The 25,557-nt window shown below is 70.9% G+C and carries 24 protein-coding genes and 1 riboswitch; of the genes, 18 read left to right on the top strand and 6 right to left on the bottom strand.

Going from position 1 to position 25,557, the window contains the following annotated elements:
- Window positions 1-33 precede the first annotated feature (33 nt).
- The 6 genes from L2K70_RS14420 to L2K70_RS14395 all read left to right on the top strand — a co-directional run bounded on the left by L2K70_RS14420 (window position 34) and on the right by L2K70_RS14395 (window position 6,066).
- On the top strand, window positions 34-1,359 hold the full coding sequence (locus tag L2K70_RS14420) for a cell division protein PerM (RefSeq protein WP_236402876.1): 1,326 nt from the start codon (window positions 34-36) through the stop codon (window positions 1,357-1,359).
- Between the two features lies 1 nt (window position 1,360).
- A complete protein-coding gene (locus L2K70_RS14415; protein WP_236402875.1) occupies window positions 1,361-2,551 on the top strand; it encodes a YibE/F family protein in 1,191 nt (396 codons plus the stop codon).
- Window position 2,552: 1 nt separating this feature from the next.
- Complete coding sequence (gene purN, locus L2K70_RS14410) at window positions 2,553-3,179, top strand: phosphoribosylglycinamide formyltransferase (protein WP_236403511.1); 627 nt, start codon at window positions 2,553-2,555, stop codon at window positions 3,177-3,179.
- 1 nt (window position 3,180) lies between these two features.
- Window positions 3,181-3,258: riboswitch (ZMP/ZTP riboswitch) on the top strand.
- Window positions 3,259-3,284: 26 nt separating this feature from the next.
- Window positions 3,285-4,856, top strand: coding sequence for a bifunctional phosphoribosylaminoimidazolecarboxamide formyltransferase/IMP cyclohydrolase (gene purH / locus L2K70_RS14405; protein WP_236402874.1), 1,572 nt, complete (start codon window positions 3,285-3,287; stop codon window positions 4,854-4,856).
- 23 nt (window positions 4,857-4,879) lie between these two features.
- The gene (locus L2K70_RS14400; protein ID WP_236402873.1) at window positions 4,880-5,731 is read left to right on the top strand and encodes a bifunctional methylenetetrahydrofolate dehydrogenase/methenyltetrahydrofolate cyclohydrolase; all 852 of its coding nucleotides are present in this window, start codon (window positions 4,880-4,882) and stop codon (window positions 5,729-5,731) included.
- Window positions 5,728-6,066, top strand: coding sequence for a DUF3017 domain-containing protein (locus L2K70_RS14395; protein WP_236402872.1), 339 nt, complete (start codon window positions 5,728-5,730; stop codon window positions 6,064-6,066). The genes L2K70_RS14400 and L2K70_RS14395 overlap by 4 nt, the downstream gene beginning before the upstream one ends.
- A 92-nt stretch (window positions 6,067-6,158) precedes the next feature.
- On the opposite strand, the gene L2K70_RS14390 is transcribed toward L2K70_RS14395, so the two are convergent.
- On the bottom strand, window positions 6,159-7,145 hold the full coding sequence (locus tag L2K70_RS14390) for a malate dehydrogenase (protein ID WP_236402871.1): 987 nt from the start codon (window positions 7,143-7,145) through the stop codon (window positions 6,159-6,161).
- A 97-nt stretch (window positions 7,146-7,242) separates the two neighbouring features.
- On the opposite strand from L2K70_RS14390, the gene L2K70_RS14385 reads away from it, so the two are divergent.
- Window positions 7,243-7,950, top strand: coding sequence for a hypothetical protein (locus L2K70_RS14385; protein WP_236402870.1), 708 nt, complete (start codon window positions 7,243-7,245; stop codon window positions 7,948-7,950).
- On the opposite strand, the gene L2K70_RS14380 is transcribed toward L2K70_RS14385, so the two are convergent.
- Entirely contained in the window at window positions 7,947-9,086 is a 1,140-nt protein-coding gene (locus L2K70_RS14380; protein WP_236402869.1) for an aquaporin, read from the bottom strand. The genes L2K70_RS14385 and L2K70_RS14380 overlap by 4 nt on opposite strands.
- A gap of 184 nt (window positions 9,087-9,270) precedes the next feature.
- Between L2K70_RS14380 and L2K70_RS14375 the strand changes: the two genes are divergently transcribed.
- The 7 genes from L2K70_RS14375 (at window position 9,271) to L2K70_RS14345 (ending at window position 16,973) form a co-directional block, all read left to right on the top strand.
- Complete coding sequence (locus tag L2K70_RS14375) at window positions 9,271-11,481, top strand: NADP-dependent isocitrate dehydrogenase (protein WP_236402868.1); 2,211 nt, start codon at window positions 9,271-9,273, stop codon at window positions 11,479-11,481.
- 90 nt (window positions 11,482-11,571) lie between these two features.
- Window positions 11,572-12,801 carry an MFS transporter gene (locus tag L2K70_RS14370; protein ID WP_236402867.1) on the top strand — a complete coding sequence of 410 codons (1,230 nt, stop codon included), beginning with the start codon at window positions 11,572-11,574 and terminating at the stop codon, window positions 12,799-12,801.
- A 105-nt stretch (window positions 12,802-12,906) separates the two neighbouring features.
- Complete coding sequence (locus tag L2K70_RS14365) at window positions 12,907-13,065, top strand: hypothetical protein (protein WP_236402866.1); 159 nt, start codon at window positions 12,907-12,909, stop codon at window positions 13,063-13,065.
- 120 nt (window positions 13,066-13,185) lie between these two features.
- The gene (gene trpS, locus L2K70_RS14360) at window positions 13,186-14,208 is read left to right on the top strand and encodes a tryptophan--tRNA ligase (protein WP_236402865.1); all 1,023 of its coding nucleotides are present in this window, start codon (window positions 13,186-13,188) and stop codon (window positions 14,206-14,208) included.
- A 10-nt stretch (window positions 14,209-14,218) separates the two neighbouring features.
- Window positions 14,219-14,728 carry a 2'-5' RNA ligase family protein gene (locus tag L2K70_RS14355; protein ID WP_236402864.1) on the top strand — a complete coding sequence of 170 codons (510 nt, stop codon included), beginning with the start codon at window positions 14,219-14,221 and terminating at the stop codon, window positions 14,726-14,728.
- Complete coding sequence (locus tag L2K70_RS14350; RefSeq protein ID WP_236402863.1) at window positions 14,728-15,780, top strand: YihY/virulence factor BrkB family protein; 1,053 nt, start codon at window positions 14,728-14,730, stop codon at window positions 15,778-15,780. Before L2K70_RS14355 ends, L2K70_RS14350 begins: the two co-directional genes overlap by 1 nt.
- 251 nt (window positions 15,781-16,031) lie before the next feature.
- Window positions 16,032-16,973: a hypothetical protein gene (locus L2K70_RS14345; RefSeq protein WP_236402862.1), complete on the top strand. Its 942-nt coding sequence runs from the start codon at window positions 16,032-16,034 to the stop codon at window positions 16,971-16,973.
- Between the two features lie 160 nt (window positions 16,974-17,133).
- On the opposite strand, the gene L2K70_RS14340 is transcribed toward L2K70_RS14345, so the two are convergent.
- The 3 genes from L2K70_RS14340 to L2K70_RS14330 are packed head-to-tail and all read right to left on the bottom strand — an operon-like array spanning window position 17,134 to window position 20,646.
- The gene (locus tag L2K70_RS14340; protein WP_236402861.1) at window positions 17,134-17,877 is read right to left on the bottom strand and encodes a succinate dehydrogenase/fumarate reductase iron-sulfur subunit; all 744 of its coding nucleotides are present in this window, start codon (window positions 17,875-17,877) and stop codon (window positions 17,134-17,136) included.
- On the bottom strand, window positions 17,874-19,895 hold the full coding sequence (locus L2K70_RS14335) for a fumarate reductase/succinate dehydrogenase flavoprotein subunit (RefSeq protein WP_236402860.1): 2,022 nt from the start codon (window positions 19,893-19,895) through the stop codon (window positions 17,874-17,876). The genes L2K70_RS14340 and L2K70_RS14335 overlap by 4 nt, the downstream gene beginning before the upstream one ends.
- A gap of 37 nt (window positions 19,896-19,932) precedes the next feature.
- Window positions 19,933-20,646: a succinate dehydrogenase cytochrome b subunit gene (locus L2K70_RS14330; protein WP_236402859.1), complete on the bottom strand. Its 714-nt coding sequence runs from the start codon at window positions 20,644-20,646 to the stop codon at window positions 19,933-19,935.
- A 106-nt stretch (window positions 20,647-20,752) separates the two neighbouring features.
- Between L2K70_RS14330 and sdhC the strand changes: the two genes are divergently transcribed.
- The 4 genes from sdhC to L2K70_RS14310 are packed head-to-tail and all read left to right on the top strand — an operon-like array spanning window position 20,753 to window position 24,741.
- Window positions 20,753-21,574 (top strand): succinate dehydrogenase subunit SdhC, encoded by an 822-nt coding sequence (gene sdhC / locus L2K70_RS14325; protein ID WP_236402858.1) that lies wholly within the window; start codon window positions 20,753-20,755, stop codon window positions 21,572-21,574.
- Complete coding sequence (locus L2K70_RS14320) at window positions 21,575-23,443, top strand: fumarate reductase/succinate dehydrogenase flavoprotein subunit (protein ID WP_236402857.1); 1,869 nt, start codon at window positions 21,575-21,577, stop codon at window positions 23,441-23,443.
- Between the two features lies 1 nt (window position 23,444).
- Window positions 23,445-24,221, top strand: a complete 777-nt coding sequence (locus L2K70_RS14315; protein WP_236402856.1) for a succinate dehydrogenase/fumarate reductase iron-sulfur subunit — start codon at window positions 23,445-23,447, stop codon at window positions 24,219-24,221.
- Between the two features lie 10 nt (window positions 24,222-24,231).
- Window positions 24,232-24,741 carry an AMIN-like domain-containing (lipo)protein gene (locus L2K70_RS14310; protein ID WP_236402855.1) on the top strand — a complete coding sequence of 170 codons (510 nt, stop codon included), beginning with the start codon at window positions 24,232-24,234 and terminating at the stop codon, window positions 24,739-24,741.
- Between the two features lie 14 nt (window positions 24,742-24,755).
- Here L2K70_RS14310 and L2K70_RS14305 read toward each other — a convergent pair whose 3' ends face one another.
- On the bottom strand, window positions 24,756-25,538 hold the full coding sequence (locus L2K70_RS14305) for a DUF4328 domain-containing protein (RefSeq protein ID WP_236402854.1): 783 nt from the start codon (window positions 25,536-25,538) through the stop codon (window positions 24,756-24,758).
- Window positions 25,539-25,557 lie beyond the last annotated feature (19 nt).

Genomic DNA, 25,557 nt, shown 5'->3' with positions numbered 1-25,557 from the left:
CAGCCGCGGGTGCCGGGTGATGATGGATCGGCCATGACGTCGCTGCTGACCCGTCCCGACAGTGCCCGCAACAGGGCTGCCCGGAACGCCCCGCCCCGCCAGCGGCCGCTCGTCCTCATCGCCACCGTCGGTGGTGCGTGCGCGGCCCTGGCTCCGCTGGTCGTCCTCCTCGCCCTGGGCGTGATCGGCTGGTTCGTCACCGACGCCGGCGTCCACGGCGCCCCGCGTGACGGGATGCGGGTGGGCGCGCTGGCGTGGCTGGCCGGGCACGGCTCGGGCGTCACCATCGAGGGCGCCCGCGTCACGATCGTGCCGCTCGGCGTCACCGCGATGATCGTGTGGTCGATGTGGCGCATCGGCCACCGCGTCGGTGACGCGATCTCGAGCCACGGTCCCGACGCCGACCGGATCTCCGACGGCGAGCGTGACCTCACCGTTCCGATCGCCGTCACCACCTTCTTCGCCGGCTACGTCGTCGTCGCGATCGTCGTCGCCACCCTCGCGGCCGGGACGACGGCCGACCCGTCGGTGCCGCACGTGCTCGCCTGGACCGTCGCGATGACCGCCCTCGTGGGTGCCCCCGCCGTCGCGACCGGGTCCGGCCGCGCCGCCATCTGGGCGGCACTTCTGCCTCCCACCGTGCGTGCGGGAGCGGCCGTCGCGGGCGCGGTCCTGCGCCTGCTGCTCCTCGTCTCGATGCTGACCTTCGTGCTGGCGCTGGTGGTGTCGTTCGGAGAGGCGGCGACGATGACGTCGAGCCTCCACCCGAGCCCGGCCGAGGCCGGCCTCTACGCCGTCGTCAACGCCGCCTTCGCGCCCAACGCCGCGCTCTTCGCCGGCTCCTTCCTGCTCGGGCCGGGCTTCGCCGTCGGTGGGGCCACCGTGGTCTCGCCCGCGGCGGTCGTCGTCGGCCCGCTGCCGGTCGTCCCGCTGCTCGCAGCCCTGCCGTCGGCCGGTACGCCGGCCGGCTGGGTCGGCGCGACGATGCTGGTCCCGCCGCTCGTGGCCGCGGTCGCCGCCTTCCGGACGCTCCGTCCGCGTCCACTGACCTGGGACCAGGTCGCCCTCGCCGGCTGCGGCGGCGGGCTGGTCGCCGGTGTCGGCTTCGCGGTCCTCGCCTCGATCTCCGGCGGGGCCGCCGGCCCGGGCCGGATGCGCTTCGTCGGACCCTTCACGCGTGACGTGCTGGTCCACGCGGTGACCGCCTGCGGTGTGGGCGCGCTCCTCGGTGCCTCCCTCGTCGCGCTCCTGGTGTGGCGCTCCAACCGCGCGTGGCCTGATCCCTCCGCGGTCGACGAGCGGGACGAGCCTGTCGGGCCCGACGAGCCCACCACGCCTGCTGCCCCCGCAGAGGACTGACGTGGGAGCAGGTCACGGTCACGGCGACCGGCCGTCGCTCGGCCCTGCCCCGCGACGGTTGCGGGTGCTGGTCGCGCTCCTCGTCGCCCCGCTCGTCCTGGCGACCGTCGCCGGGCTCGCGGTGCTCTGGCCCGACGGCGACCTGCAGGTCACCGGGGTGGGCACCGACGTCGAGCGCGGCAAGGCCGTCGTCACGGGGATCGGCGAGTGCCGCAACGACGTCGACGGCTGCCGGCTGGCGCAGGTCGACCTCGTCAGCGGTCCGGGCGCACCCGGTGCGGCCGAGGCGCTCATGCCCTACGGCCCGGGAGCCCCTGAGGTAGCCGTGGGCGACCGCATCGTCGTGTCCTACGCCCCGCAGGCGCCCGAGGGCGAGCGCTACGCCTTCCAGGACTTCGACCGCGGACGCCCGCTGCTCACGCTGCTGGTGCTCTTCGCCGTCGGCGTCCTCGTGCTGTCGCGCTGGCGCGGCATCGGAGCCCTCGCGAGCCTGGCGTACTCCCTCGTGCTCATCGCGCTGTTCACCCTGCCCGCGATCATGGAGGGCTCCTCGCCGCTGGCGGTCGCGGTGGTGACGGCCGCCGCGATCATGCTGGTCACGCTCTACCTCTCGCACGGCTTCGACGTCCGCTCGACGGTCGCGATGCTCGGCACGCTCGTCTCGCTCGTGGTCATCGGCGTCCTCGGCTGGGCGTTCACCCGCGTCGGCCACTTCACCGGGCAGGTCGACGAGGGCAGCCAGTACATCTCCGGCATCGCCGCCCAGGTCGACCTCCGCGGGCTGCTGCTCGCCGGGCTGGTCATCGGCGCCCTCGGCGTGCTCGACGACGTCACGGTCACGCAGACCTGGGCGGTCTGGGAGCTCGCCGACCTCGACCCCACCTCCAGCGCGCGCTCGCTCTTCGCTCGGGCGATGCGCATCGGCCGCTCGCACGCCGCATCGACGGTCAACACGCTCGTCCTCGCCTACGTCGGTGCGACGCTGCCGCTGATGCTGGTGTTCTCCGCCCTCCAGCTGCCGTTCGGGATCGCGGTCAGCCAGGAGGTCGTGGCGCAGGAGGTGGTGCGCGGCCTCGTCGGTGGACTCGGGATCCTCGCGGCCGTCCCCGTCACGACCGGCATCGCCGCACTCGTCGCGAGCCGCCTGCTCCGGGAGCGGACGGCTGCGCCTGCGCCGTCCCACCGCGCCTAGGATCTGGGGCGTGAACCGCCCCGCGCGCCTCGTCGTCCTCGTCTCGGGCTCCGGCACCAACCTGCAGGCCCTGCTCGACGCCTGTGCCGACCCGTCGTACGGCGCCCGGGTGGTCGCGGTCGGCGCCGACCGGGACGGGATCGAGGGACTGGTGCGAGCCGACCGCGCCGGCGTCCCGACCTTCGTGGCGCGCGTCGACGACTACACCTCGCGCGAGCACTGGGACCGGGCGATCGCCGACAAGGTCGGTGCCTTCGAGCCCGACCTCGTGGTGTCGGCCGGCTTCATGAAGCTGCTCGCGCCCGACTTCCTGGCGAGGTTCCTGACCCTCAACACGCACCCTGCGCTGTGCCCGGCCTTCCCGGGCATGCACGGCCCGCGCGACGCCCTCGAGCACGGCGTCAAGGTGACCGGCGCGACGCTCTTCGTGGTCGACGACGGCGTCGACACCGGCCCGATCGTCGCGCAGGTGCCGGTCGAGGTGGCCGAGGACGACGACGTCACGTCGCTGCACGAGCGGATCAAGACCGCCGAGCGGGCGATGCTCGTCGACTCCGTCGGCCGGATCGCGCGCGAGGGCATCGCGGTGGAGGGCCGCCGGGTTCGCATCGGCGCCGGCGCTCGCTAGTCTGCTGCCACACGACTGGCGCAGGTGGGTGACCACCAGGGAGTGACGCGCGAGGGGGTCGAACGCCTGGGTCCCCTCGACTCGACCACCGTCCGAGGAGTCCCCGTGTCCGCTGAGAACCGCATCCCGATCCGCCGTGCGCTCGTGTCCGTCTACGACAAGGCCGGCCTCGACGACCTCGTCCGCGGCCTGCACGACGCCGGCGTCGAGCTCGTCTCCACCGGCGGGTCCGCCGCGCTGATCGAGTCGCTCGGCCTGCCCGTCACCAAGGTCGAGGACCTCACCGGGTTCCCCGAGTGCCTCGACGGCCGGGTCAAGACGCTGCACCCGCGCGTGCACGCCGGGATCCTCGCCGACCGCCGCCTCGACTCCCACGTCGCGCAGCTCGAGGAGCTCGGCGTCGAGCCGTTCGACCTCGTCGTCAGCAACCTCTACCCGTTCACGCAGACCGTCGCCTCCGGCGCCGGCCCCGACGAGTGCGTGGAGCAGATCGACATCGGCGGGCCGTCGATGGTGCGCGCCGCCGCCAAGAACCACCCCAGCGTCGCCATCGTCACCTCGCCCGCGGCGTACGACGACGTGCTGGCCGCCGTGGCCGCCGGCGGCTTCACGCTGGCCGAGCGGCAGCGCCTCGCCGCCGAGGCGTTCGTGCACACGGCGACGTACGACGTCCACGTCGCGTCGTGGATGGGCAACGTGCTCACCGACACGTCCGAGGGCTCGGGATTCCCGGCCTGGATGGGCGCGACGTGGGACAAGGAGGCCGTGCTGCGCTACGGCGAGAACCCGCACCAGGGCGCCGCGCTGTACAGCAACGGCTTCCTGCCTGGCGGCCCCGGCCTGGCGCAGGCGACGCAGCACCACGGCAAGGAGATGTCCTACAACAACTACGTCGATGCCGACGCGGCCCGCCGGGCGGCGTACGACTTCAGCGAGCCGGCGGTCGCGATCATCAAGCACGCCAACCCGTGCGGCATCGCGATCGGGGACGACGTCGCCGACGCCCACCGCAAGGCCCACGCGTGCGACCCGGTCAGCGCGTTCGGCGGCGTGATCGCCACCAACGTGCCGGTCTCGGTCGCGATGGCCGAGCAGGTCGCCGAGATCTTCACCGAGGTCATCGTCGCGCCGGGCTACGAGGACGGCGCCATCGAGGCGCTGCAGGCGAAGAAGAACATCCGCGTCCTCGAGTGCCCGCCGCTCGCGCCCGGCGGCACCGAGACGCGCGCGATCTCCGGCGGTCTGCTCCTGCAGCACCGCGACGTGCTCTCCGCCGACGGCGACGACCCGTCGACCTGGACGCTCGCCACCGGCGAGGCCGCCTCCGACGAGGTGCTCGCCGACCTCGCGTTCGCGTGGCGCGCCTGCCGCGCGGTGAAGTCCAACGCGATCCTGCTCGCCGCCGACGGCGCCTCGGTCGGCGTCGGCATGGGCCAGGTGAACCGGGTCGACTCCTGCCGCCTCGCGGTCGAGCGCGCGGGGGAGCGGGTCACCTCCGCGGTCGCCGCGTCCGATGCGTTCTTCCCGTTCGCCGACGGCCCGCAGATCCTCATCGACGCCGGCGTGCGCGCGATAGTCCAGCCCGGCGGCTCGGTGCGCGACGAGGAGGTCGTCGCGGCGTGCGAGGCCGCCGGCGTGACGATGTACCTCACCGGCGCGCGCCACTTCTTCCACTGACCCGACTCCCTAGGATGACCGACGTGACGGCACAGACCCTGGACGGCGCAGCCACCCTGCGGACCATCAAGGCGGAGCTCGCGCAGCGGGTCGCGGACCTCAAGGACAAGGGCGTGGTGCCGGGTCTCGGCACCGTGCTGGTCGGTGACGATCCCGGGTCGCACTGGTACGTCGGCGCGAAGCACAAGGACTGCGCCGAGATCGGCATCACCTCGATCCGCCGCGACCTCCCGGCGACGGCCTCGCAGGCCGAGGTGGAGGCCGTCATCGACGAGCTCAACGCCGACGACGCCTGCACCGGCTTCATCGTCCAGCAGCCGACGGGCCTCGACGAGTTCGCCCTCCTGTCGCGCGTCGACCCCGACAAGGACGTCGACGGGCTGCACCCGACCAACCTCGGCAAGCTGGTCCTCGGCGAGGCCGGCCCGCTGCCGTGCACGCCGGTCGGCTCGATCGAGCTGCTGCGCCGCCACGGTGTCGAGATCGCCGGCGCCGAGGTGGTCGTCGTCGGTCGTGGCATCACGGTCGGTCGCCCCCTCGGCCTGCTGCTCACCCGTCGCTCGGAGAACGCCACGGTGACCCTGTGCCACACCGGCACCCGCGACCTCGCCGCACACGTGCGCACCGCCGACATCGTCGTAGCCGCCGCGGGCGTGCCCGGCATCATCACCGCCGACATGGTCAAGCCCGGCGCGGCCGTCCTCGACGTGGGCGTCTCCCGCGTCGACGGCAAGGTCACCGGCGACGTCGACCCCGGCGTCTGGGACGTCGCCGGCTGGGTCTCGCCCAACCCCAAGGGCGTCGGCCCGATGACCCGCGCGATGCTGCTGAGCAACATCGTCGAGATCGCCGAGAGGTCCGTCGCGTCCCGATGACCTCGTCCGAGCCCGAGCACCTCGAGGGCGCCCCTCCCGAGGAGGAGCGGCGCTACCCCTCGACGATCGGCGGGATGTTCTACCTGCTCGTGCTGGCCGTGGTCACGGGTGCGCTCGTCCTGGTCGCGGTCGACGCCGGCCAGTGGCGCACGGGCATCCGGCTGATGGGCGGCGCGCTCGTCTTCGGCGCCCTGGTCCGGCTGGTCCTCCGCGCCCGCGACGCCGGCATGCTCGCCGTACGGCACAAGGTGTTCGACGCGCTCGTCCTGCTCGTGCTCGGCGGGCTCCTCATCTTCCTGGCCGGGTCGATCCCCGAGCAGCCGGGCGGCTTCTAGCGCCTGCCCGACCACCAGAACGCACGAGCGGTGCGCGAGGGGCGTTCCGGACCTCCGGAAGCCGCCTCACGCACCGCTCGTGCGTCAGTGCGTCAGATCAGGCCGAGCTCGGTGACGGCCTGGCGCTCGTCGGCCAGCTCGGCCGTCGAGGCGTCGATGCGGGCGCGGGAGAAGTCGTCGATCTCGAGACCCTCGACGATCGACCAGTCGCCACCCGACGTGGTGACCGGGAACGACGAGATCAGGCCCTCGGGGACGCCGTACTCGCCCTTCGAGACCACCGCCATCGAGACCCAGTCGTCGGCGGGTGAGCCGAAGAGCCAGTCGCGGGCGGCATCGATCGTGGCGGAGGCGGCCGACGCGGCCGAGGACGAGCCCCTGGCGTCGATGATCGCGGCACCTCGCTTGGCGACGGTGGGGATGAAGTCGTTCTCCAGCCAGGCCTGGTCGCCGACGGCCTCGGCCGCGTTCTGGCCGTTGACCTCCGCGTGGAACAGGTCGGGGTACTGGGTGGCCGAGTGGTTGCCCCAGATCGTCATCTTCTTGATGTCGGTGACCTTGGCGCCGGTCTTGGCCGCGAGCTGCGAGATCGCCCGGTTGTGGTCGAGGCGGGTCAGCGCGGAGAAGCGCTCCTGCGGGATGTCGGGTGCGTTGCTCATCGCGATGAGGGCGTTGGTGTTGGCCGGGTTGCCGGTCACGCCGATGCGTACGTCGTCCGCGGCGACCGCGTTGAGCGCCTTGCCCTGCGCGGTGAAGATCGCGCCGTTGGCCGACAGCAGGTCGCCCCGCTCCATGCCGGGGCCGCGCGGGCGCGCGCCGACGAGGAGGGCGAGGTTGACGCCGTCGAAGATCTTCTCGGCGTCCGCACCGATCTCGACACCGGCGAGGTTCGGGAACGCGCAGTCGTCGAGCTCCATGACGACGCCCTCGAGCGCCTTGAGCGCGGGCTCGATCTCGAGCAGGCGCAGCTCGATCGGACGGTCCGCGGCGAGCGCGCCGCTCGCGAGGCGGAACAGCAGGCTGTAGCCGATCTGGCCGGCGGCGCCGGTGACGGCCACCTTCAGGGGTTCGGAGGTCACGGGTCTTCTCCTCGTGAGGGGTGGTCTTCCTGGTCCCGCTGACGCTAGCAGCGCCGTCGCACGGGCAGGCTGGTGGGCGGCTGGCATGCTGGCGCCCATGCCCGCGTCCGTGCCCGCGTCCGTGCCTGCGCTCGTACGACGCCTGCGCGTCGCCGCGGCCGTCGTGCCGCTCGCCGCGCTCGCCGGTTGCGGGGGCGTCGGCCAGCCGCAGCCCTACGACCAGCCGGGGATCAACGGGCTCGTCATCCCGACCCCGTCGCCCGACGCGGCCGACTTCGTCGACGTCGTCGACAACCCGTGGCTGCCACTGCAGCCCGGGACCCGCTGGACCTACGACGTCACCCGCGACGGCAACCCGGCCGGCAGGCTGGTCGTCGACGTGCGCGACGGCACGATCCCGGTCGACGGCCTCGCCGCGACGGCTGTGGAGACGACCACCGACCCCGGTGACGGCGGAACGGCAAGCGTCGAGACCCGGCTCTACGCGCAGGACGACGACGGCAATGTGTGGGTCGTCGGCGAGGAGCTGGCAGCCGGGTCGTGGCGTGCGGGCGAGGACGGCGCGGAGGCCGGGCTCGTCATGCCGGCCCACCTGCGGATCGGGGACGGGTGGCCGACCTACCTCGTGCCGTCGCTGCCCCGGGCCAGTCGTCAGGTCGAGGAGCTCTCGGACGACATGGTCCAGATGCACGACGAGGCCGACACCGAGTCCCGCAGCGTGTACGAGAAGGGTGTCGGCCTCGTGTCGATCGAGGACCTCGACGACGGGTGGATCGCCGTCCTGGTGCCGAACGGGCCCAGCTAGGGCTGGTCGGGGCGTCGCACCTGGGTGCGGCCGTCGTCGTCACCGTCGGGGTTGCCCCAGTGGCCCGGAGCCCCGGGCCCGTGACCGGGTGATGCCTGGCCGGGCGCGGGCTGCTGCGGCGGGGGAGCGCCCCACTGGCCGGGCTGGCCGGGCTGCGTCGGCTGCGAGGGCTGGGTCGGCTGGCCCCACTGGCCGGGCTGCCCGGGCTGCTGCTGCGGGGCGGCGTACGGGTCGGGCTGCTGCTGCGGGGCGGCGTACGGGTCGGGGTGCTGCGGCTGGCCCCACTGCTGCTGCGGCGGGGCGCCCCACGCGGAGCCGGGCTGGCCCCAGCCACCCTGCTGGCCCTGGTTCCACTGCGCCTCGTAGCTGCCCGGGACGAACTGGTCCTTGCGGCCGCCGCCGAAGCTGAGGCCGGAGCCGGCGACCGGCTCGGCGCCGTGGCCGAACAGGACGGGATAGGTCAGGCCGGCGATCGCCGCTCCGAGCAGCGGCGCCAGGACGAACAGCCACAGCTGGACGATCGCGTCGGTGCCGGCGAAGACGCCCACGCCGATCGAGCGGGCCGGGTTGACCGAGGTGCCGGTCGCGCTCATCGACGCGAAGTGGATCATCGCGAGTGCCAGGCCGATCGCCAACGGGCCCATCGCGACGTTGATCGCGTTGCGCTCGTCGGTGACCGCGAGGATCACCCAGAGGAAGACGGCGGTCATCAGCGTCTCGAGCAGCAGCGCCGCCCACCAGGCGAAGCCGGTGCCCTGGTCGCCGAAGAAGTTCTGGGCCATGTTGCCCTCGGCGCTGAAGCCCTCGAAGCCGTGGTTGAGCCCGAAGAGCGCGGCGCCCGCGAGGAGGCCGCCGACCAGCTGGGCGGCGACGTAGATGCCGACCTGGTTCCACGGGAGCCGGCCGCCGAGGACGGCGCCGAGCGTGACGGCCGGGTTGAAGTGGCCGCCCGAGATGCGCCCGACGGCGTACGCCATCACGACCACGGTGAGGCCGAACGTCAGTCCGGTCGCGACGTAGTCACCACCGCTGCGCATGGCCGCCCCGCAGCCGAAGAAGACGAGCACGAAGGTGCCCAGGGCCTCGGCCGTGAACTTCTGGCCGGTGGACGGTGTGTCGATGGTGGTGTCGCTCATACCGAGCAGCCCTCCTGGTCGTGTGTGGCCCGTGTGGTGATCGGCCCCCCGTAGGCCGCTGTCACCCTAGCGATGCGTCGGACGGGGTGCGAGGGTAGGCGAGTCGCCCCGATTCGCCCCGTCAGGTATCTTGACGTCAAGAGTTATCGCTGGACCACCCCGATCCCCAGGAGATGTCCTACCCATGGCCAAGATCATCTACACCCACACCGACGAGGCGCCGCTGCTGGCGACGTACTCGTTCCTCCCGATCATCGCCGCCTACGCGAAGACCGCCGGTGTGGACGTCGAGACCCGCGACATCTCGCTGGCCGGGCGGGTGATCGCCCAGTTCCCCGACCGCCTCACCGACGAGCAGCGCATCGACGACGCGCTCGCCGAGCTCGGCGAGCTGGCCACGAAGCCCGAGGCCAACATCATCAAGCTGCCCAACATCTCGGCCTCCATCCCGCAGCTCAAGGCGACGATCGCCGAGCTGCAGTCGCAGGGCTACGACCTGCCGGCCTACCCGGAGAACCCGCAGACCGACGAGGAGCGCGACGTCCGCGCCCGCTACGACAAGGTCAAGGGCTCGGCGGTCAACCCGGTGCTGCGCGAGGGCAACTCCGACCGCCGCGCACCCGCCTCGGTGAAGAACTACGCCAGGTCGCACCCGCACTCGATGGGCGCCTGGAGCAGCGACTCGAGGACGTCGGTGGCGACCATGGGCCACGACGACTTCCGCAGCAACGAGAAGTCCGTCGTCATCCCCGCCGACGACACCCTCGCGATCGTGCACGTCGGCGTCGGCGGCGAGGAGACGGTCCTCAAGGACGGCCTGAAGGTCCTCGAGGGCGAGGTCGTCGACGGCACCTTCATGAGCGCCGCCGCGCTCGACGAGTTCCTCGAGCAGCAGGTCGCCAAGGCCAAGGACGACGGCGTCCTGTTCTCCGCCCACCTCAAGGCCACGATGATGAAGGTCTCCGACCCGATCATCTTCGGCCACGTCGTGCGCGCCTACTTCCGCGAGGTCTTCGCCCACCACGGCGAGAAGCTCGCCGCGGCCGGCCTGTCGGCCAACGACGGCCTCGGCGGCATCCTGTCCGGCCTGGACTCCGTGGACGGCGGCGCGGAGATCAAGGCGGCCTTCGAGGCCGGCCTGAAGGACGGCCCGGCGCTCGCGATGGTCGACTCCGACAAGGGCATCACCAACCTCCACGTGCCCTCCGACGTGATCATCGACGCCTCGATGCCGGCGATGATCCGCACGTCGGGCCAGATGTGGAACGCCGACGGCGAGCAGCAGGACACCCTCGCGGTGATCCCCGACTCGTCCTACGCCGGCGTCTACCAGGCCGTGATCGACGACTGCAAGGCGCACGGCGCGCTCGACCCGGCCACGATGGGCTCGGTCCCCAACGTCGGCCTGATGGCCAAGGCGGCCGAGGAGTACGGCTCGCACGACAAGACCTTCGAGGTCCCCGCCGCCGGCAAGGTCGAGGTCCGCAACGGCGCCGGCGAGGTGCTCATGTCGCACGACGTGGAGCCCGGCGACATCTGGCGCGCCTGCCAGACCAAGGACGCCTCGATCCGCGACTGGGTCAAGCTCGCCGTCACCCGCGCCCGCGCCAGCCAGACCCCGGCCGTGTTCTGGCTCGACGAGACGCGTGCCCACGACGCCAACCTGATCGCGCTGGTCAACGAGTACCTCAAGGACCACGACACCGAGGGCCTCGACATCTCCATCATGGCGCCCGCGGAGGCGACGACGTACTCCCTCGAGCGGATCCGCCGGGGCGAGGACACCATCTCGGTCACGGGCAACGTGCTGCGCGACTACAACACCGACCTCTTCCCGATCCTCGAGCTCGGCACCAGCGCCAAGATGCTGTCGATCGTGCCGCTGATGAACGGTGGCGGCCTCTTCGAGACCGGTGCCGGCGGCTCGGCCCCCAAGCACGTGCAGCAGCTGGTGAAGGAGGACTACCTGCGCTGGGACAGCCTGGGCGAGTTCTTCGCGCTGGCCGCCTCGCTCGAGCACCTCGCCGGGTACGACGACAACGCGCGCGCCCGGATCCTCGGGGAGACGCTCGACCGGGCGACCGAGACGTTCCTCAACGAGGACCGCTCGCCCGGGCGCAGGCTCGGCACCATCGACAACCGCGGCTCGCACTTCTACCTCGCGCTCTACTGGGCCGAGGAGCTGGCGAAGCAGACCGAGGACGCCGACCTGGCCGCGGCCTTCGCCGACCTCGCCTCGACGCTGCGGGCCGACGAGCAGACGATCGTCGAGGAGCTGCTGGCCGTGCAGGGCAAGCCGGCCGACATCGGCGGCTACTTCCGCCCCGACCCCGACAAGGCGGCCGAGGTGATGCGTCCGTCGACGACGTTCAACGAGGCGCTCGCCTCGCTCTGAGCACGCCGACTGCGCACTGAGTCGCGCGTCACAGGCAGGGCCTTCGAGGAATACCTCCTCGGGGGCCCTGTCTTGCATCCTTCTGTGACCATGACGACCGCTGCCCACGACGACACCGCGCCCGACCTCGACGTGCCGTCGGTGTCCGCGCGGCACTTCGGCCTGGCCGTCGTCGCGCTCGCGATGGGCGGCTTCGCCATCGGCACGACGGAGTTCGTCACGATGGGGTTGCTGCCGCAGATCGCCGGCGGGGTCGACGTCTCGATCCCCACCGGGGGCCACATCATCTCGGCGTACGCCGTCGGCGTCGTCGTCGGAGCCCCGCTGCTCGCCTTCCTCGGCGCGCGCCTGCCCCGCCGGGCGCTGCTGATCGCGCTGATGGCCGCCTTCGCGGTCGGCAACGCCGTCAGCGCGCTCGCGACCTCCTACGAGCAGCTGATGCTGGCCCGCTTCGCCGCCGGCCTCCCGCACGGGGCCTACTTCGGCGTGGCGTCGCTGGTCGCGGCCAGCATGGCGCGGCCCTCGCGCAAGGGACGCGCGGTCTCGCAGGTGATGCTCGGGCTGTCCGTCGCCAACGTGATCGGCGTACCGGCCGCGACCGTGCTGGGCCAGGAGCTCGGCTGGCGAGCCGCCTTCTGGGCGGCCGCGGGTCTGGCCATCGTGACGCTCGCGCTGGTCGCGTGGTTCGTGCCGTCGTGCCCCGGCGACGCCGAGGCGAGCGGTCGCCGCGAGCTGGGCGCGTTCAAGGTGCCGCAGGTCTGGCTGACGCTGCTGGCCGGCGCCGTCGGCTTCGGCGGCATGTTCGCGGTCTACTCCTACATCGCCCCCGTCGTCACCGACGTGTCCGGACTGGGGGAGCGGTCGGTGCCGGTCTACCTGTTGTTCTTCGGCCTCGGCATGGTCGCCGGCACCTGGCTCGCCGGGATCATGGCGGACTGGTCGATCTTCCGCTCCCTGATCATCGGCGGCGTCGGCATGGCGGGCACCATGCTGGCCTTCTGGCTCACCGCTCCGCACGGCTGGGCCGCGCTGCCGGTCGTCTTCCTGATCACCGTCCTCGGCTCGGTGCTCGTGGTGAACCTCCAGCTGCGGCTGATGGACGTCGCCGGCGACGCGCAGACCCTCGGCGCGGCGATGAACCACGCCTCGCTCAACATCGCCAACGCGCTCGGCGCGTGGCTCGGCGGCCTGGTCATCGCGGCCGGCTACGGACTGCGGGCCCCGGCCCTGGTCGGCCTCGCGCTGTCGCTCGCCGGGGTCGCCATCCTGCTGGTCTCCGCGCGGCTCCACGTGCGAGGCCGGGCCGTCACGGGCGGCTGATTTTTCCTGCTGTTAACACAGCGGGAACCGTTGCGTAGCCTGAGGTTGGAACGATCCAATGGAACGAGGGCGGACACGCCGCCCGACGGACCTTGGGGAGTCGTCATGGACGAGAAGAAGATCGCGATCGAGATCGAGCGGCGCCGCGAGCTGGCGGACCGCAACGTGGGCAACGTGGTGAGCCTGTTCGAGCGGCGCCAGGACCTGCGCGGCGTCTACCCGATGGCCGACCTGGTCGCCGACAACGTCGGCTGGGTCGTCTGAGCATCCGGAGCGAGGTCGCGGCGCCGGCCTGAGCCGGGATCACAGCCTGGGGTGGTCCCGCCCGCCGGCGCCCGACCCTCGCCACCGGACCGGTCCGGGCGCTTTGGCAGAATCGCCCGCATGTCCGACTCCACGCCTGCCCGGCCCCGGGTGCTCTCCGGCATCCAGCCCACCGCCGACTCGTTCCACCTCGGCAACTTCCTGGGCGCGCTGAAGCAGTGGGTGGCGTTGCAGGACGACTTCGACCCCTTCTTCTTCATCGCCGACCTGCACTCGATCACGATGCCGCACGACCCGAAGCTGCTGCGCGAGCGCACGCTGGTCTCGGTGGCACAGCTCCTGGCGGCCGGCGTCGACCCCGACCGGGCGACGATCTTCGTGCAGAGCCAGGTGCCGGCCCACACGCAGGCGACGTGGGTGCTGCAGTGCCTGACCGGCTTCGGCGAGGCGCGCCGGATGACGCAGTTCAAGGACAAGTCCGCCAAGGGCGGCGAGGGCGCGGCCAGCGTGGGCCTCTTCACCTACCCGATCCTCCAGGCCGCGGACATCCTGCTCTACCGCCCGCAGTACGTCCCCGTGGGCGAGGACCAGCGCCAGCACCTCGAGCTCACCCGCGACCTCGCGCAGCGCTTCAACACACGCTTCAAGAAGACCTTCCGCATCCCCGAGCCCTACATCCTCGCCAGCACGGCGAAGATCTACGACCTCCAGACGCCCGAGAAGCAGATGTCGAAGAGCATCGGTGGCAACGGCTGCATCTGGCTGCTCGACGACCCCAAGGTCACGGCGAAGAAGATCCGCTCCGCCGTCACCGACTCCGAGACCGAGATCCGCTTCGACCCCGAGAACAAGCGCGGCGTCTCCAACCTGCTCAACATCCACGCGGCGCTCAGCGGCGCGGACGTCGACGACCTCGTCGCGTCGTTCGAGGGCAAGGGCTACGGCGACCTCAAGGCCGAGGTGGCGCAGGTCGTGGTCGACTTCGTGACGCCGTTCCGCGACCGGGTGCACGAGCTGCTCGACGACCGCTCCGAGCTCGAGACCATCCTCGCCGCGGGTGCCGAGCGCGCCACGGAGGTGTCCGACGCGACGTTGCGGGACGTCTACGACAGGGTGGGGTTCCTGCCGAGGGCCGGCAGCTAGGGTCGACGGCGTGCCCACCATCGGAGTAGCCATCGCGATCCCCGAACCCTGGGCGAGCGAGCTGCAGGACTACCGCACGTCCATCGGCGACACGACGGCCGCGCAGATCCCGACGCACATCACGTTGATCCCGCCGACGGAGCTGGACGAGGACGAGATCGAGCCGGTGGCCGAGCACCTCGCGTCGGCCGCGGCTGCGGTGGAGCCGTTCGACATCCACCTGCGCGGCACGGGCACGTTCCGCCCGGTCTCGCCCGTCGTCTTCGTGACCCTGGCCGAGGGGATCTCCTCGTGCGAGCTGCTGGCGGACGCCGTACGCAGTGGGCCGCTCGACGTCGACCTGGACTACCCCTACCACCCGCACGTCACCATCGCGCACCACCTCGACGACGCGACGCTCGACAGGGCCTTCGGCGAGCTGCAGGACTTCGAGTGCTCGTTCGACGCGTCGGCGTTCAGCCTCTACGTGCACGACGACAGCCTGGGCTGGGTCCCGACGCGCGAGTTCGGGCTCGGCTGATGGGCCTCGTCGACACCCTCAAGGCGCGGGTCCAGGAGGTCCGCGAGCACCGGCCGCTCGTCGACCACCTCGTCCGCACGGTCGAGCACTACGGCTCGGTCAACGGGAGCGCGCTCGCCGCGGCAGTGACCTACTTCGCGTTCCTGTCGTTCTTCCCGATCCTCGCGCTGGCGTTCGCGGTCTTCGGCCAGCTGACCAAGGTCTACGACCGGGCCGACCAGACCCTTGTCGACGCGGCGAACTCGGTCCTCCCCGGACTGGTCGGTCCTCCCGACGGCGTGAGCCTCGAGACGCTCCAGGGCGCGGCGCCCGGCATCTTCAGCGTCGGGCTCGTGCTCGCCCTCTACTCCGGGCTGGGCTGGCTCTCGGGCCTGCGCACGGCGCTCGTCACGGTCTTCGAGGAGCCGGATCGGGACCAGCCGAGCTTCGTGGCGGGCAAGGTGCGCGACGTGCTGGCGCTGCTCACGCTCGGATCGATCCTGCTGGTGAGCGTCGCGGTGTCCGGCGTGGCGACCAAGGTGCTGGGACCGATCCTCGACTTCCTCGACCTCGGGCCCGTCGGCGCGGTCGTGCTCGTGGTGCTGGCGGTCGCCGTGGGCATGGCGGCCAACACCGTCCTCTTCTTCGCCTTCTTCAAGCTCCTCGCCACCCCCGAGATCCCGACCCGATCGCTGTGGTCCGGGGCGCTCCTGGGTGCGATCGCCTTCGAGGTCCTCAAGCAGGTCTCGACGCTGCTGCTGAAGTCCACGGCGAGCTCGGACGCCTTCCAGGCGTTCGGCATCGCCCTGATCCTCCTGGTGTGGATCAACTACTTCTCCCGCGTCGTGGTGTACGCCGCATCGTGGGCGTACACGACGCCCGAGGCCCGCGCCGCCCGCGAGGCCGGCCTCGTCGCCGAGCAGACCGTGGAGGGCCCGCGGATCGACCTCGCCGCAGTCGCCGGCGCCGTTCCCGCATCCGCGTCGGCCGCCCCCGCCTCCCCGGTCGGCCCCTTCGCCGCCGGTGCCGCCGCGATGCTCGCGGTCGTAGCCGTTGTACGCCGCCGCCACTGACCCTGCGCCGAGCGGTGGTGGAGCCACATTTCCGTGCGTCGGAATGTAGGTGGACCACCGCTCACGGGCGTGTCCGCACCTGACACACCACCGAGCGGTGGTGGAGCCACGTTCTCGCATCGCCGAATGTGGGTGGACCACCGCTTCCCACCGGGCCACTGATCGTCCACAGTCGGGCGTGAGGGCGACGTGTGCACAGGCCCACGTGCTCGTACGAGCGCGAGTGTCCGCCGACGTGGGGCGATGGGCGGATGTTCACGATTCCCGACGACTTCCTCCACGGGCCCTTCGGACGGTTGGACGCCCTCGACGCGGGCGTCCCGGCTCGCGTGCTCGAGGGTGTGCGGTTCCGGCGGCTGCACAAGGGCGTCTACGTCCACCGCGACCACGACATGACCTGGGCCGACCACGTCGAGGCGGCACGCTTGGCCCTCCCGGAGTCAGCGCGTACGACGGCGACGACCCGACTGCGCCAGCTCGGGTTCTCGTTGGGCAACGCGTGGCCGCTCCACTTCGTGGTGGAGGGCGACCTCCACCTCGAGCTGGACGGCGTGTTCCTCCACCGCACCGTCAAGATGCCGCCGTCCGACGACGCGGGGGTGAGCGTCGAAGCCGCTTTCGTCGCTCTGTGCGCAGACTCACGCCTGATCGACGCGATCACGATGGGCTGTGTGCTGCTCAACAAGCAACGGCTCGATCTCGGCCTCCTCGACCAGGTCTTGACGGAGGAGAAGTGGCGTCGCGGCGTGCCGGAGACGGCGTACGTCCTGCCGTTCCTCGACGGGCGCTGCAGATCCATGAAGGAGGCGGAGCTGCTGTCCTACGTGGTGTTCGCGGGTATGCCGATGCCCGACGTCAACGTGGCGATCGAGGTGGCTCCCGGGGTCGAGCTGACGCCTGACCTCCGGTTCGCGCACTACGAGCAGGTCGTCGAGTTCGAAGGCGGGCAGCACCAGGGCGAGCGGGGCCAGTACCTCGCCGACATCGACCGGTACGCCCTCTACCGCCGGCACGCCGTGCCCTACGAGCTGGTCACCAAGGAGCGGATGCGATCACCGAAGTCCGTCGTGCGCTTGGTCCACCATGCACTGGTCGAGCGCGGGTACGACGGACCCCCGCCGCACTTCGGCGAGCACTGGGACAGCCTGTTCCGGCCGATCACGGACCTCGTTCGCAGGTTGCGAGCGGCTTGAGCGGTGGTGGAGCCACATTCCTGCAGCACCGAATGTGGCTGGACCACCGCCCACGGGCGCGTCGTCGCCCAACACGCGGACGAGCGGTGGTCCACCCACATTCCTGAGCCCAGAAATGTGGGTGGACCACCGCTCGGGCGGACGAAACAGCAGACGACGCTCAGTGGCCGTGCTTGATGGCCGTGCGGAGGTCCTTGTTGAGCTGGGAGATCACGTCGAGCGGGATCTCCTTGGGGCAGGCGGCGGTGCAGGCGCCGATGTTGGTGCAGCCGCCGAAGCCCTCGTGGTCGTGCTGGGCGACCATGTTGACCACGCGCTCGTCGCGCTCGGGCTGGCCCTGGGGGAGCAGGCCGAGGTGGGTCACCTTGGCGCCCATGAACAGCGAGGCCGAGCCGTTGGGGCAGGCCGCGACGCAGGCGCCGCAGCCGATGCAGGTCGCGACGTTGAAGGCACGGTCCGCGTCGTCCTTGGGGACTGGTACGGAGTGGGCCTCGGGCGCCGAGCCGGTGTTGACCGAGACGTAGCCGCCGGCCTGGATGATCCGGTCGAAGGCGCCGCGGTCCACGACGAGGTCCTTGACGACCGGGAAGGCGTCCGAGCGCCACGGCTCGATCGTGATCGTCTCGCCGTCGGTGAAGGAGCGCATGTGGAGCTGGCAGGTCGTGGTGACCTCCGGCCCGTGCGCCTCGCCGTTGATCATCAGCCCGCACATGCCGCAGATGCCCTCGCGGCAGTCGGAGTCGAACGCGACCGGCTCCTCACCCTGGTCGTTGAGCTGCTCGTTGAGGACGTCGAGCATCTCCAGGAACGACATGTCGGGGGACACGTCGTCGAGCTGGTAGGTGTGGATCGCACCCTCGGCCGTGGGGCCGCTCTGGCGCCAGATCTTCAGGGTCAGTTTCACTTGTAACTCCGCTGCTTCATCTCGATGGCGGTGTAGACGAGGTCTTCCTTGTGCAGGACCGGGCGCTCGTCGAGGCCGGCCCACTCCCACGCGGAGACGTAGGCGAACTCGTCGTCGTGACGCAGCGCCTCGCCGTCCTCGGTCTGCGACTCGGCCCGGAAGTGGCCGCCGCAGGACTCGCGCCGGTTGAGCGCGTCGATGCACATGAGCTCACCCAGCTCGAAGAAGTCGGCCACGCGGCCGGCCTTCTCGAGGGACTGGTTGAGCGACTCGGAGGTGCCGAGCACCTTCACGTTGCGGTAGAAGTCGTCGCGCAGGCCGCGGATGAGGTCGATCGCCTTCTTCAGGCCGTCCTCACTGCGCTCCATGCCGCAGTACTCCCACATGATGTTGCCCAGCTCGCGGTGGTACGAGTCCACGCTGCGGCTGCCGTTGACCGTGAGGAAGTGCTCGATGCGCTGCTCGACCGACTCGCGGGCCTCGAGCACCGCGGGGTGGTCCTCGCCGATGGCCTCGAACGGGCCGTCGGCCAGGTAGTCGCGGATCGTGTGCGGCAGGACGAAGTAGCCGTCGGCGAGGCCCTGCATCAGCGCCGAGGCGCCGAGGCGGTTGGCCCCGTGGTCGGAGAAGTTCGCCTCACCGGTCACGAACAGGCCCGAGATCGTGGACTGCAGGTCGTAGTCGACCCACAGGCCGCCCATCACGTAGTGGACGGCGGGGTAGATCCGCATCGGCACGGCGTAGGGGTCCTCGCCGGTGATGCGGGCGTACATGTCGAAGAGGTTGCCGTACTTGTTGGCCACCGCGTCGCGACCGAGGCGGTCGATCGCATCGGCGAAGTCCAGGTAGACCCCACGCCGTACGCCGTCCACCTCGGGCCCGACGCCACGACCCTCGTCGCAGACGTTCTTCGCCGCACGCGAGGCGATGTCGCGGGGGACCAGGTTGCCGAAGGAGGGGTAGATCCGCTCCAGGTAGTAGTCGCGGTCCTCCTCGGGGATCTCGCGCGGATCCTTGTCGCAGTCGGCCTGGTTCTTCGGCACCCAGATGCGACCGTCGTTGCGCAGCGACTCCGACATCAGCGTCAGCTTGGACTGGTGCGAGCCCGAGACCGGGATGCAGGTCGGGTGGATCTGCGTGTAGCAGGGGTTGGCCATGTAGGCGCCCTTGCGGTGCGCACGCCACGCCGCCGTCACGTTGGAGCCCATCGCATTGGTCGAGAGGTAGAAGACGTTGCCGTAGCCGCCCGAGGCCAGCACGACGACGTCGGCGAGGTGGGTCTGGATCTCACCGGTGACCATGTCCCGGGCGATGATCCCGCGGGCCTTGCCGTCGGCGACGATCAGCTCGAGCATCTCGTGGCGGGTGAACATCGAGACCGTGCCGGCGGAGATCTGGCGCTCGAGCGCCTGGTAGGCGCCGATCAGCAGCTGCTGGCCGGTCTGGCCGCGCGCGTAGAACGTGCGGGAGACCTGCACGCCACCGAACGAGCGGTTGTCCAGCAGGCCGCCGTACTCGCGGGCGAAGGGGACGCCCTGCGCCACGCACTGGTCGATGATGTTGGTGCTGACCTCGGCCAGCCGGTAGACGTTGGACTCGCGCGAGCGGTAGTCGCCGCCCTTGACCGTGTCGTAGAAGAGGCGGTGGACCGAGTCGCCGTCCTCCTTGTAGTTCTTCGCCGCGTTGATGCCGCCCTGAGCGGCGATGGAGTGGGCGCGGCGCGGGGAGTCCTGGTAGCAGAACGTCTTCACGTTGTAGCCGGCCTCGCCGAGCGTCGCGGCCGCCGAGGCGCCGGCCAGGCCGGTGCCGACGATGATGATCGAGAGCTTGCGGCGGTTGGCCGGGTTGACCAGGCGCGCCTCGAACTTGCGGTTGGACCACCGCTCCGCGATCGGCCCCGACGGAGCCTTCGCGTCGACGATCGGCTCACCCGGCGTGTAGTAGCCGATGGCGTCGTCGTAGTCGCCGTCGAGCAGTCCCGAGTGGGACGCCTCCGTCGAGGTGACGGTGTCAGGCATGTCCATGTCGTGGTCGTGGCTCACGTGCGGTGACCCCTTACTTGGTGATGATGCCGGCGAGGACGGCGAGCGGGACGAGGGAGAAGCCGACCGTGACGATCAGCGCGATGACGAAGCCGACCGTCTTGGCCCGCTGGCGCTTGGCCGCGGTGCCGGTCCAGCCGAGCGTCTGGGCGGCGCTCCAGATGCCGTGGTGCAGGTGGGCGCCGAGGGCGAGCATGGCGACGATGTAGATGAGCGTCAGCCACCACACGTCGAACGTGTCGACGAGCAGGTTGTAGGGGTCGTTGGTCGCCCCGCCCTGCACGTTGACCTTGCCGATGGTGAAGTTGAGCAGGTGCCAGATGAGGAAGAGCAGGATCGTCACGCCGCCCCAGCGCATCATCAGGCTCGCGCGGGTGGCGCCGGTGTGCTTCTTCATCACGTAGTGCGTCCCGCGGGCGCGAGCGGCGCGGCGCCACAGCACGACGGCGCAGTAGACGTGCACCACGAGCGCGGCGATCAGGCCGACGCGGAGGATCCAGAGCAGGCCCTCGTGGGGGAGCATCGGCTCGCCGATCTCGCGCAGGTGCTCGGCGTACTCGTTGAAGGCGTCGTGGCCGGCGAAGGCCTTGAGGTTGCCGTACATGTGCGCCAGCACGAACCCCAGGAAGAGGATGCCGCTGACCGCCATGCCCAGCTTGAGGGCGATCGTCGTACGGGAGGCTCGAGCGCCCTTCACCAGGGTGGGAGTCTTGAGTTGGGTTGCCACACCTGCACGGTATCGCGCGCTCCGCGAGCGCGACGCGCCGAGGGCGTGTGACGTTTTCGTTGGCGCGTTGCCTTCCGCTCGCGTGTGACACAGGTCATAGTCAGGCATGGCTACGACGGATCACGGGGTCACCAGTCCGGGCCGGGCACGCATCGACGCGCGCACCCTCCGCGAGGACCGGTGGTGGCTCCAGCCACTGGCCACCTTCGTGGTCTTCTCGGCCTTCGTCGTCTACGCGACCAGCCGCGCGTTCATGGGCCGCGACTACTACGCCTCGCCCTACCTCTCGCCGTTCTACTCGCCCTGCCTGGGCGACTGCGTCGAGGGTGCGTCCGACTTCGGCCAGCCGTTCGGGTGGTGGCCGCTGTCCGCGGCGCTGATCATCCTGATCTTCCCGCTTGGCTTCCGGATGACCTGCTACTACTACCGCAAGTCCTACTACCGGGCGTTCTGGCTCAGCCCGCCGGCGTGCGCGGTGGCCGAGCCGCACGCGTCGTACTCCGGCGAGACGCGGTTCCCGCTCATCCTGCAGAACGTCCACCGCTGGTTCTGGTACGCCGCCGTTCTCGTCGGGCTGGTGCTGACCTACGACGTGCTGCTCGCCTTCCGGCCCATGCCGGCGGAGTACGCCGTCGGCGACGGGGAGACCAGCGGGATCCACATGGGCCTCGGCACCCTGCTGATGATCGCCAACGTCGTGCTCATCTGGCTCTACACGCTCTCGTGCCACTCCTGCCGCCACATCGTCGGTGGCCGGCTGCGGCACTTCTCGAAGCACCCGGTCCGCTACCGGCTGTGGACCTGGGTCTCGCGGCTCAACGGCAGCCACGGCCGGTGGGCGTGGTACTCGCTGTTCTCGGTCGCGATCGTCGACCTGTACGTGTTCCTGCTCGCCACCGGCACGATCCAGGACGTGAGGTTCTTCTAGATGAGCGAGAGCAGCCGTCACCCGATGACGGGCAACGAGATGTCCTACTACGCCGAGGGCGGCATCGAGCGGCACCAGTACGACGTCGTGGTGGTCGGCGCCGGCGGTGCGGGCCTCCGCGCTGCGATCGCCGCGCACGAGGCGGGCGCCAGCACCGCGATCGTCTGCAAGTCGCTGCTGGGCAAGGCGCACACGGTGATGGCCGAGGGCGGGATCGCCGCCGCGATGGGCAACCGGTGGCCGGAGGACAACTGGGAGGTCCACTTCCGCGACACCATGCGCGGCGGCAAGATGCTCAACCACTGGCGGATGGCCCAGCTCCACGCCCAGGAGGCTCCCGAGCGCGTCATGGAGCTCGAGGACTGGGGCGCCCTCTTCGACCGCACCGAGGACGGGCTGATCAGCCAGCGCGACTTCGGCGGCCACAAGTACGCGCGCCTCGCCCACGTCGGCGACCGCACCGGCCTGGAGATGATCCGCACGCTCCAGCAGCGGGCGGTGCAGATCGGCATCGACGTCTTCATGGAGTGCACGGTCACCGAGCTGCTGCAGTCCCCGGGCGCCGACGGTGCCGACGTCATCGCGGGCGTCTTCGGCTACTGGCGCGAGACCGGCCGCTTCGTGACGATCGAGTCGCCGGCCGTGATCCTCGCGACCGGGGGCATCGGCAAGTCGTTCAAGGTGACCTCCAACTCCTGGGAGTACACCGGGGACGGCCACGCGCTGGCGCTGCGCGCCGGGGCCTCGCTCATCAACATGGAGTTCGTGCAGTTCCACCCGACGGGGATGGTCTGGCCCCCCTCGGTGAAGGGGCTGCTGGTGACGGAGTCGGTGCGCGGCGATGGCGGCGTCCTGAAGAACTCCGAGGGCGAGCGGTTCATGTTCGACTACATCCCCGAGTTCTTCAAGGCGGAGACGGCCGACACGGTCGAGGAGGCCGACGCCTGGTACGAGGACAAGAAGAACAACCGGAGGCCGCCGGAGCTGCTGCCGAGGGACGAGGTCGCCCGCGCGATCAACTCCGAGATCAAGGCCGGCCGCGGCTCACCGCACGGCGGCATCTACCTCGACATCGCCTCGCGCCGCGACGCCGACTTCATCCGCAAGCGGCTGCCCTCGATGTACCACCAGTTCAAGGAGCTGGCCGACGTCGACATCACCCAGGAGCCGATGGAGATCGGCCCGACCTGCCACTACGTGATGGGCGGGATCGAGGTCGACCCCGACACCGAGCTGAGCTCGGTCACCGGGCTCTACGCCGTCGGTGAGTGCTCGGGCGGCATGCACGGGTCCAACCGGCTCGGCGGCAACAGCCTCTCGGACCTGCTGGTCTTCGGCCGCCGCGCCGGTGAGTCCGCAGCGGCGTACGTCGCCGGGCTGGCGCAGCGGCCCGCGGTCTCCGAGGAGTCCGTGCGGGCCGGCGGGTGGTCGGCGCTGGCGCCCTTCCAGGCGGAGGGGGGCGACAACCCCTACACGATCCAGCAGGAGCTCCAGCAGGCGATGAACGACCTCGTCGGCATCATCCGCACGGCGAGCGAGCTCGAGGACGCACTCGTGCGCATCGAGGAGCTGAAGGAGCGCGCGAAGGGGATGACCGTCGAGGGCCACCGGCAGTACAACCCCGGCTGGCACCTCGCCCTCGACCTGCGCAACATGCTCCTGGTGTCGGAGTCGATCGCGAAGGCGGCGCTCGCGCGGCAGGAGTCGCGCGGCGGTCACACGCGCGACGACTTCCCGAAGACCAGCCCCGAGTGGGGCACCAGGAACCTCGTCGTACGCCTCGACGAGCACGGCACCGGCGTCACGCTCCAGGAGCAGCCGTTGCCGGAGATGCCAGCCGAGCTCAAGAAGTACTTCGAGGGGGCCTGACATGGGATACGACCTGAAGATGCGCGTGTGGCGCGGCGACGAGAGCGGCGGCGAGCTCGCGGACTACACCGTCGAGGTGTCGGAGGGCGAGGTCGTCCTCGACGCGCTCCACCGCCTCCAGGCGACCCAGACCGGCGACCTCGCGATCCGGTGGAACTGCAAGGCCGGCAAGTGCGGCTCGTGCAGCGCCGAGATCAACGGGCGCCCGCGGCTGCTCTGCATGACCCGGCTGTCCGACTTCGAGCCGACCGAGACGATCACCGTCACGCCGATGCGGACGTTCCCGGTGATCCGCGACCTGGTCACGGACGTGTCCTTCAACTACCGGAAGGCGCGACAGCTGCCGGGCGTGCAGCTCGGCCCGCGGGACGCCGACGGCAAGCGACGGATGGCCCAGATCGACGTGGAGCGGGGCCAGGAGTTCCGCAAGTGCATCGAGTGCTTCCTGTGCCAGGACGTGTGCCACGTCGTGCGCGACCACGAGGACAACAAGGAGGCCTTCGCCGGTCCGCGCTTCTTCCTTCGCTACGCCGAGCTCGACATGCACCCGCTCGACACCCACGACCGGCGCGAGCTGGCCCAGGGTGCCGCCGGCCTCGGCCTCTGCAACATCACCAAGTGCTGCACCGAGGTCTGCCCCGAGGGCATCCACATCACCGACAACGCGATCATCCCGATGAAGGAGCGCGTGGTGGACAAGAAGTACGACCCGCTCGTGTGGCTCGGCAACAAGATTGGGATCCGCAACAAGGACGCCAACGGCCGCACCGAGGTGTGAGGAGCTCGTGATGGGCGCGAAGGTCCTGGCCGTCGTCGTCGCGCTGCTCGCGACCCTGGTCCCGGGCGCCCCGGCGAGCGCGAGCCCTGACTGGCTCGACCACGGCACCTCGGCGTCGTTCGACCAGGGCGGTCGCCGCACCCTGGTGCGCGACGTGCGCTTCGCCGTCCACGACGGCTTCGACCGCGTCGTCATCGACCTCACCGGCCCGATCCCGGACTACAACACACGCTACTCCCGCACATTTCGCTACGAAGGCAGCGGCGAGCCGATTCCGATCCGGGGTCGGTCAGGGATGTGGATCAACCTCTTCGCCGCCGGCCACCGTGACGACGGTGGTGAGGTGTACGAGGGGCCACGGCTGGCCCGTCCCGGGTTCCCCTGCGTGAAGGCCCTCGCCGTCGGTGGCGACTCCGAGGGCGTGTTCAGCCTCGTCGTGGCGCTGCGTCGACGCGCCGACCACCGCGTCATCCGGCTCGAGTCGCCCCGCCGCCTGGTCATCGACTTCCGGCACCCCTGAGGCAGCCGACCGGCTCAGGCGGCTGCCGGCTCGGCGACCGCCTGCCGCGTCATCCGCCGGACGAGCACGATCGCGAGCATCGCGGCCACCATCGACAGCCCGGCCGACCAGCGCTCCCACGCCGCGGCAGTGCCGATGAGGTCGACGTATCCGGGGAAGTCGTCCTCGGGGATCGCGTTGGTGCGGTTGTAGAAGTACGACGCGACCTGGCCGATCGCCAGCGACGTCGCGAAGCAGCCCCACCACCAGCCCTGGAGCCGCCACGGCCGCGCGGCCCCGTCGCCGGTGAGCCCGCGGCGGACGTCGGTCACCATCTGGAACGGGCGCCAGAGGCTGAGGACGGGCACCAGCCACCCGCCGATGGTCCAGCCGGTGCCGTGGCGCATCGCCGAGCGGTCCATCCGCGAGCTGTTGTGCAGCTGGTAGTGCCAGGAGATGAACAGGACACCGGTGAGCAGCGTGGCCCCGACATCGACGAGCGAGAGCGCCATCAGCCGGTCGATGCGGACGCCGTCCTCGACGTCGACGCCGTCGGGACGCAGGGCCAGCTCCTCGACGAAGTCGAGGATCGCCAGGTCGGTGTAGAGGACGAAGGCCGACGTCGCGACGCAGCCGAGCAGCGCGAGCTGCACGACGACGGCCAGCGCGCGCCACCCCGTGCCCAGGCGGGGGTGGGAGCGGCCGGAGCCGGCGGCCTCCCGCGCGTGGGTGTGCTCGGTCCACCGCTCGCCGTCCCACCACCTGAGCCTGCGCCCGTCCTGCGGGTCGGCGTACCAACCCTCCCCCTGGAGTGACATGGCGGGAGCGTAGTGGCCG

The sequence above is a fragment of the Nocardioides potassii genome (assembly GCF_021648885.1).
Taxonomy (GTDB): domain Bacteria; phylum Actinomycetota; class Actinomycetes; order Propionibacteriales; family Nocardioidaceae; genus Nocardioides; species Nocardioides potassii.
This window is presented reverse-complemented; position numbering and strand designations above follow the sequence as displayed.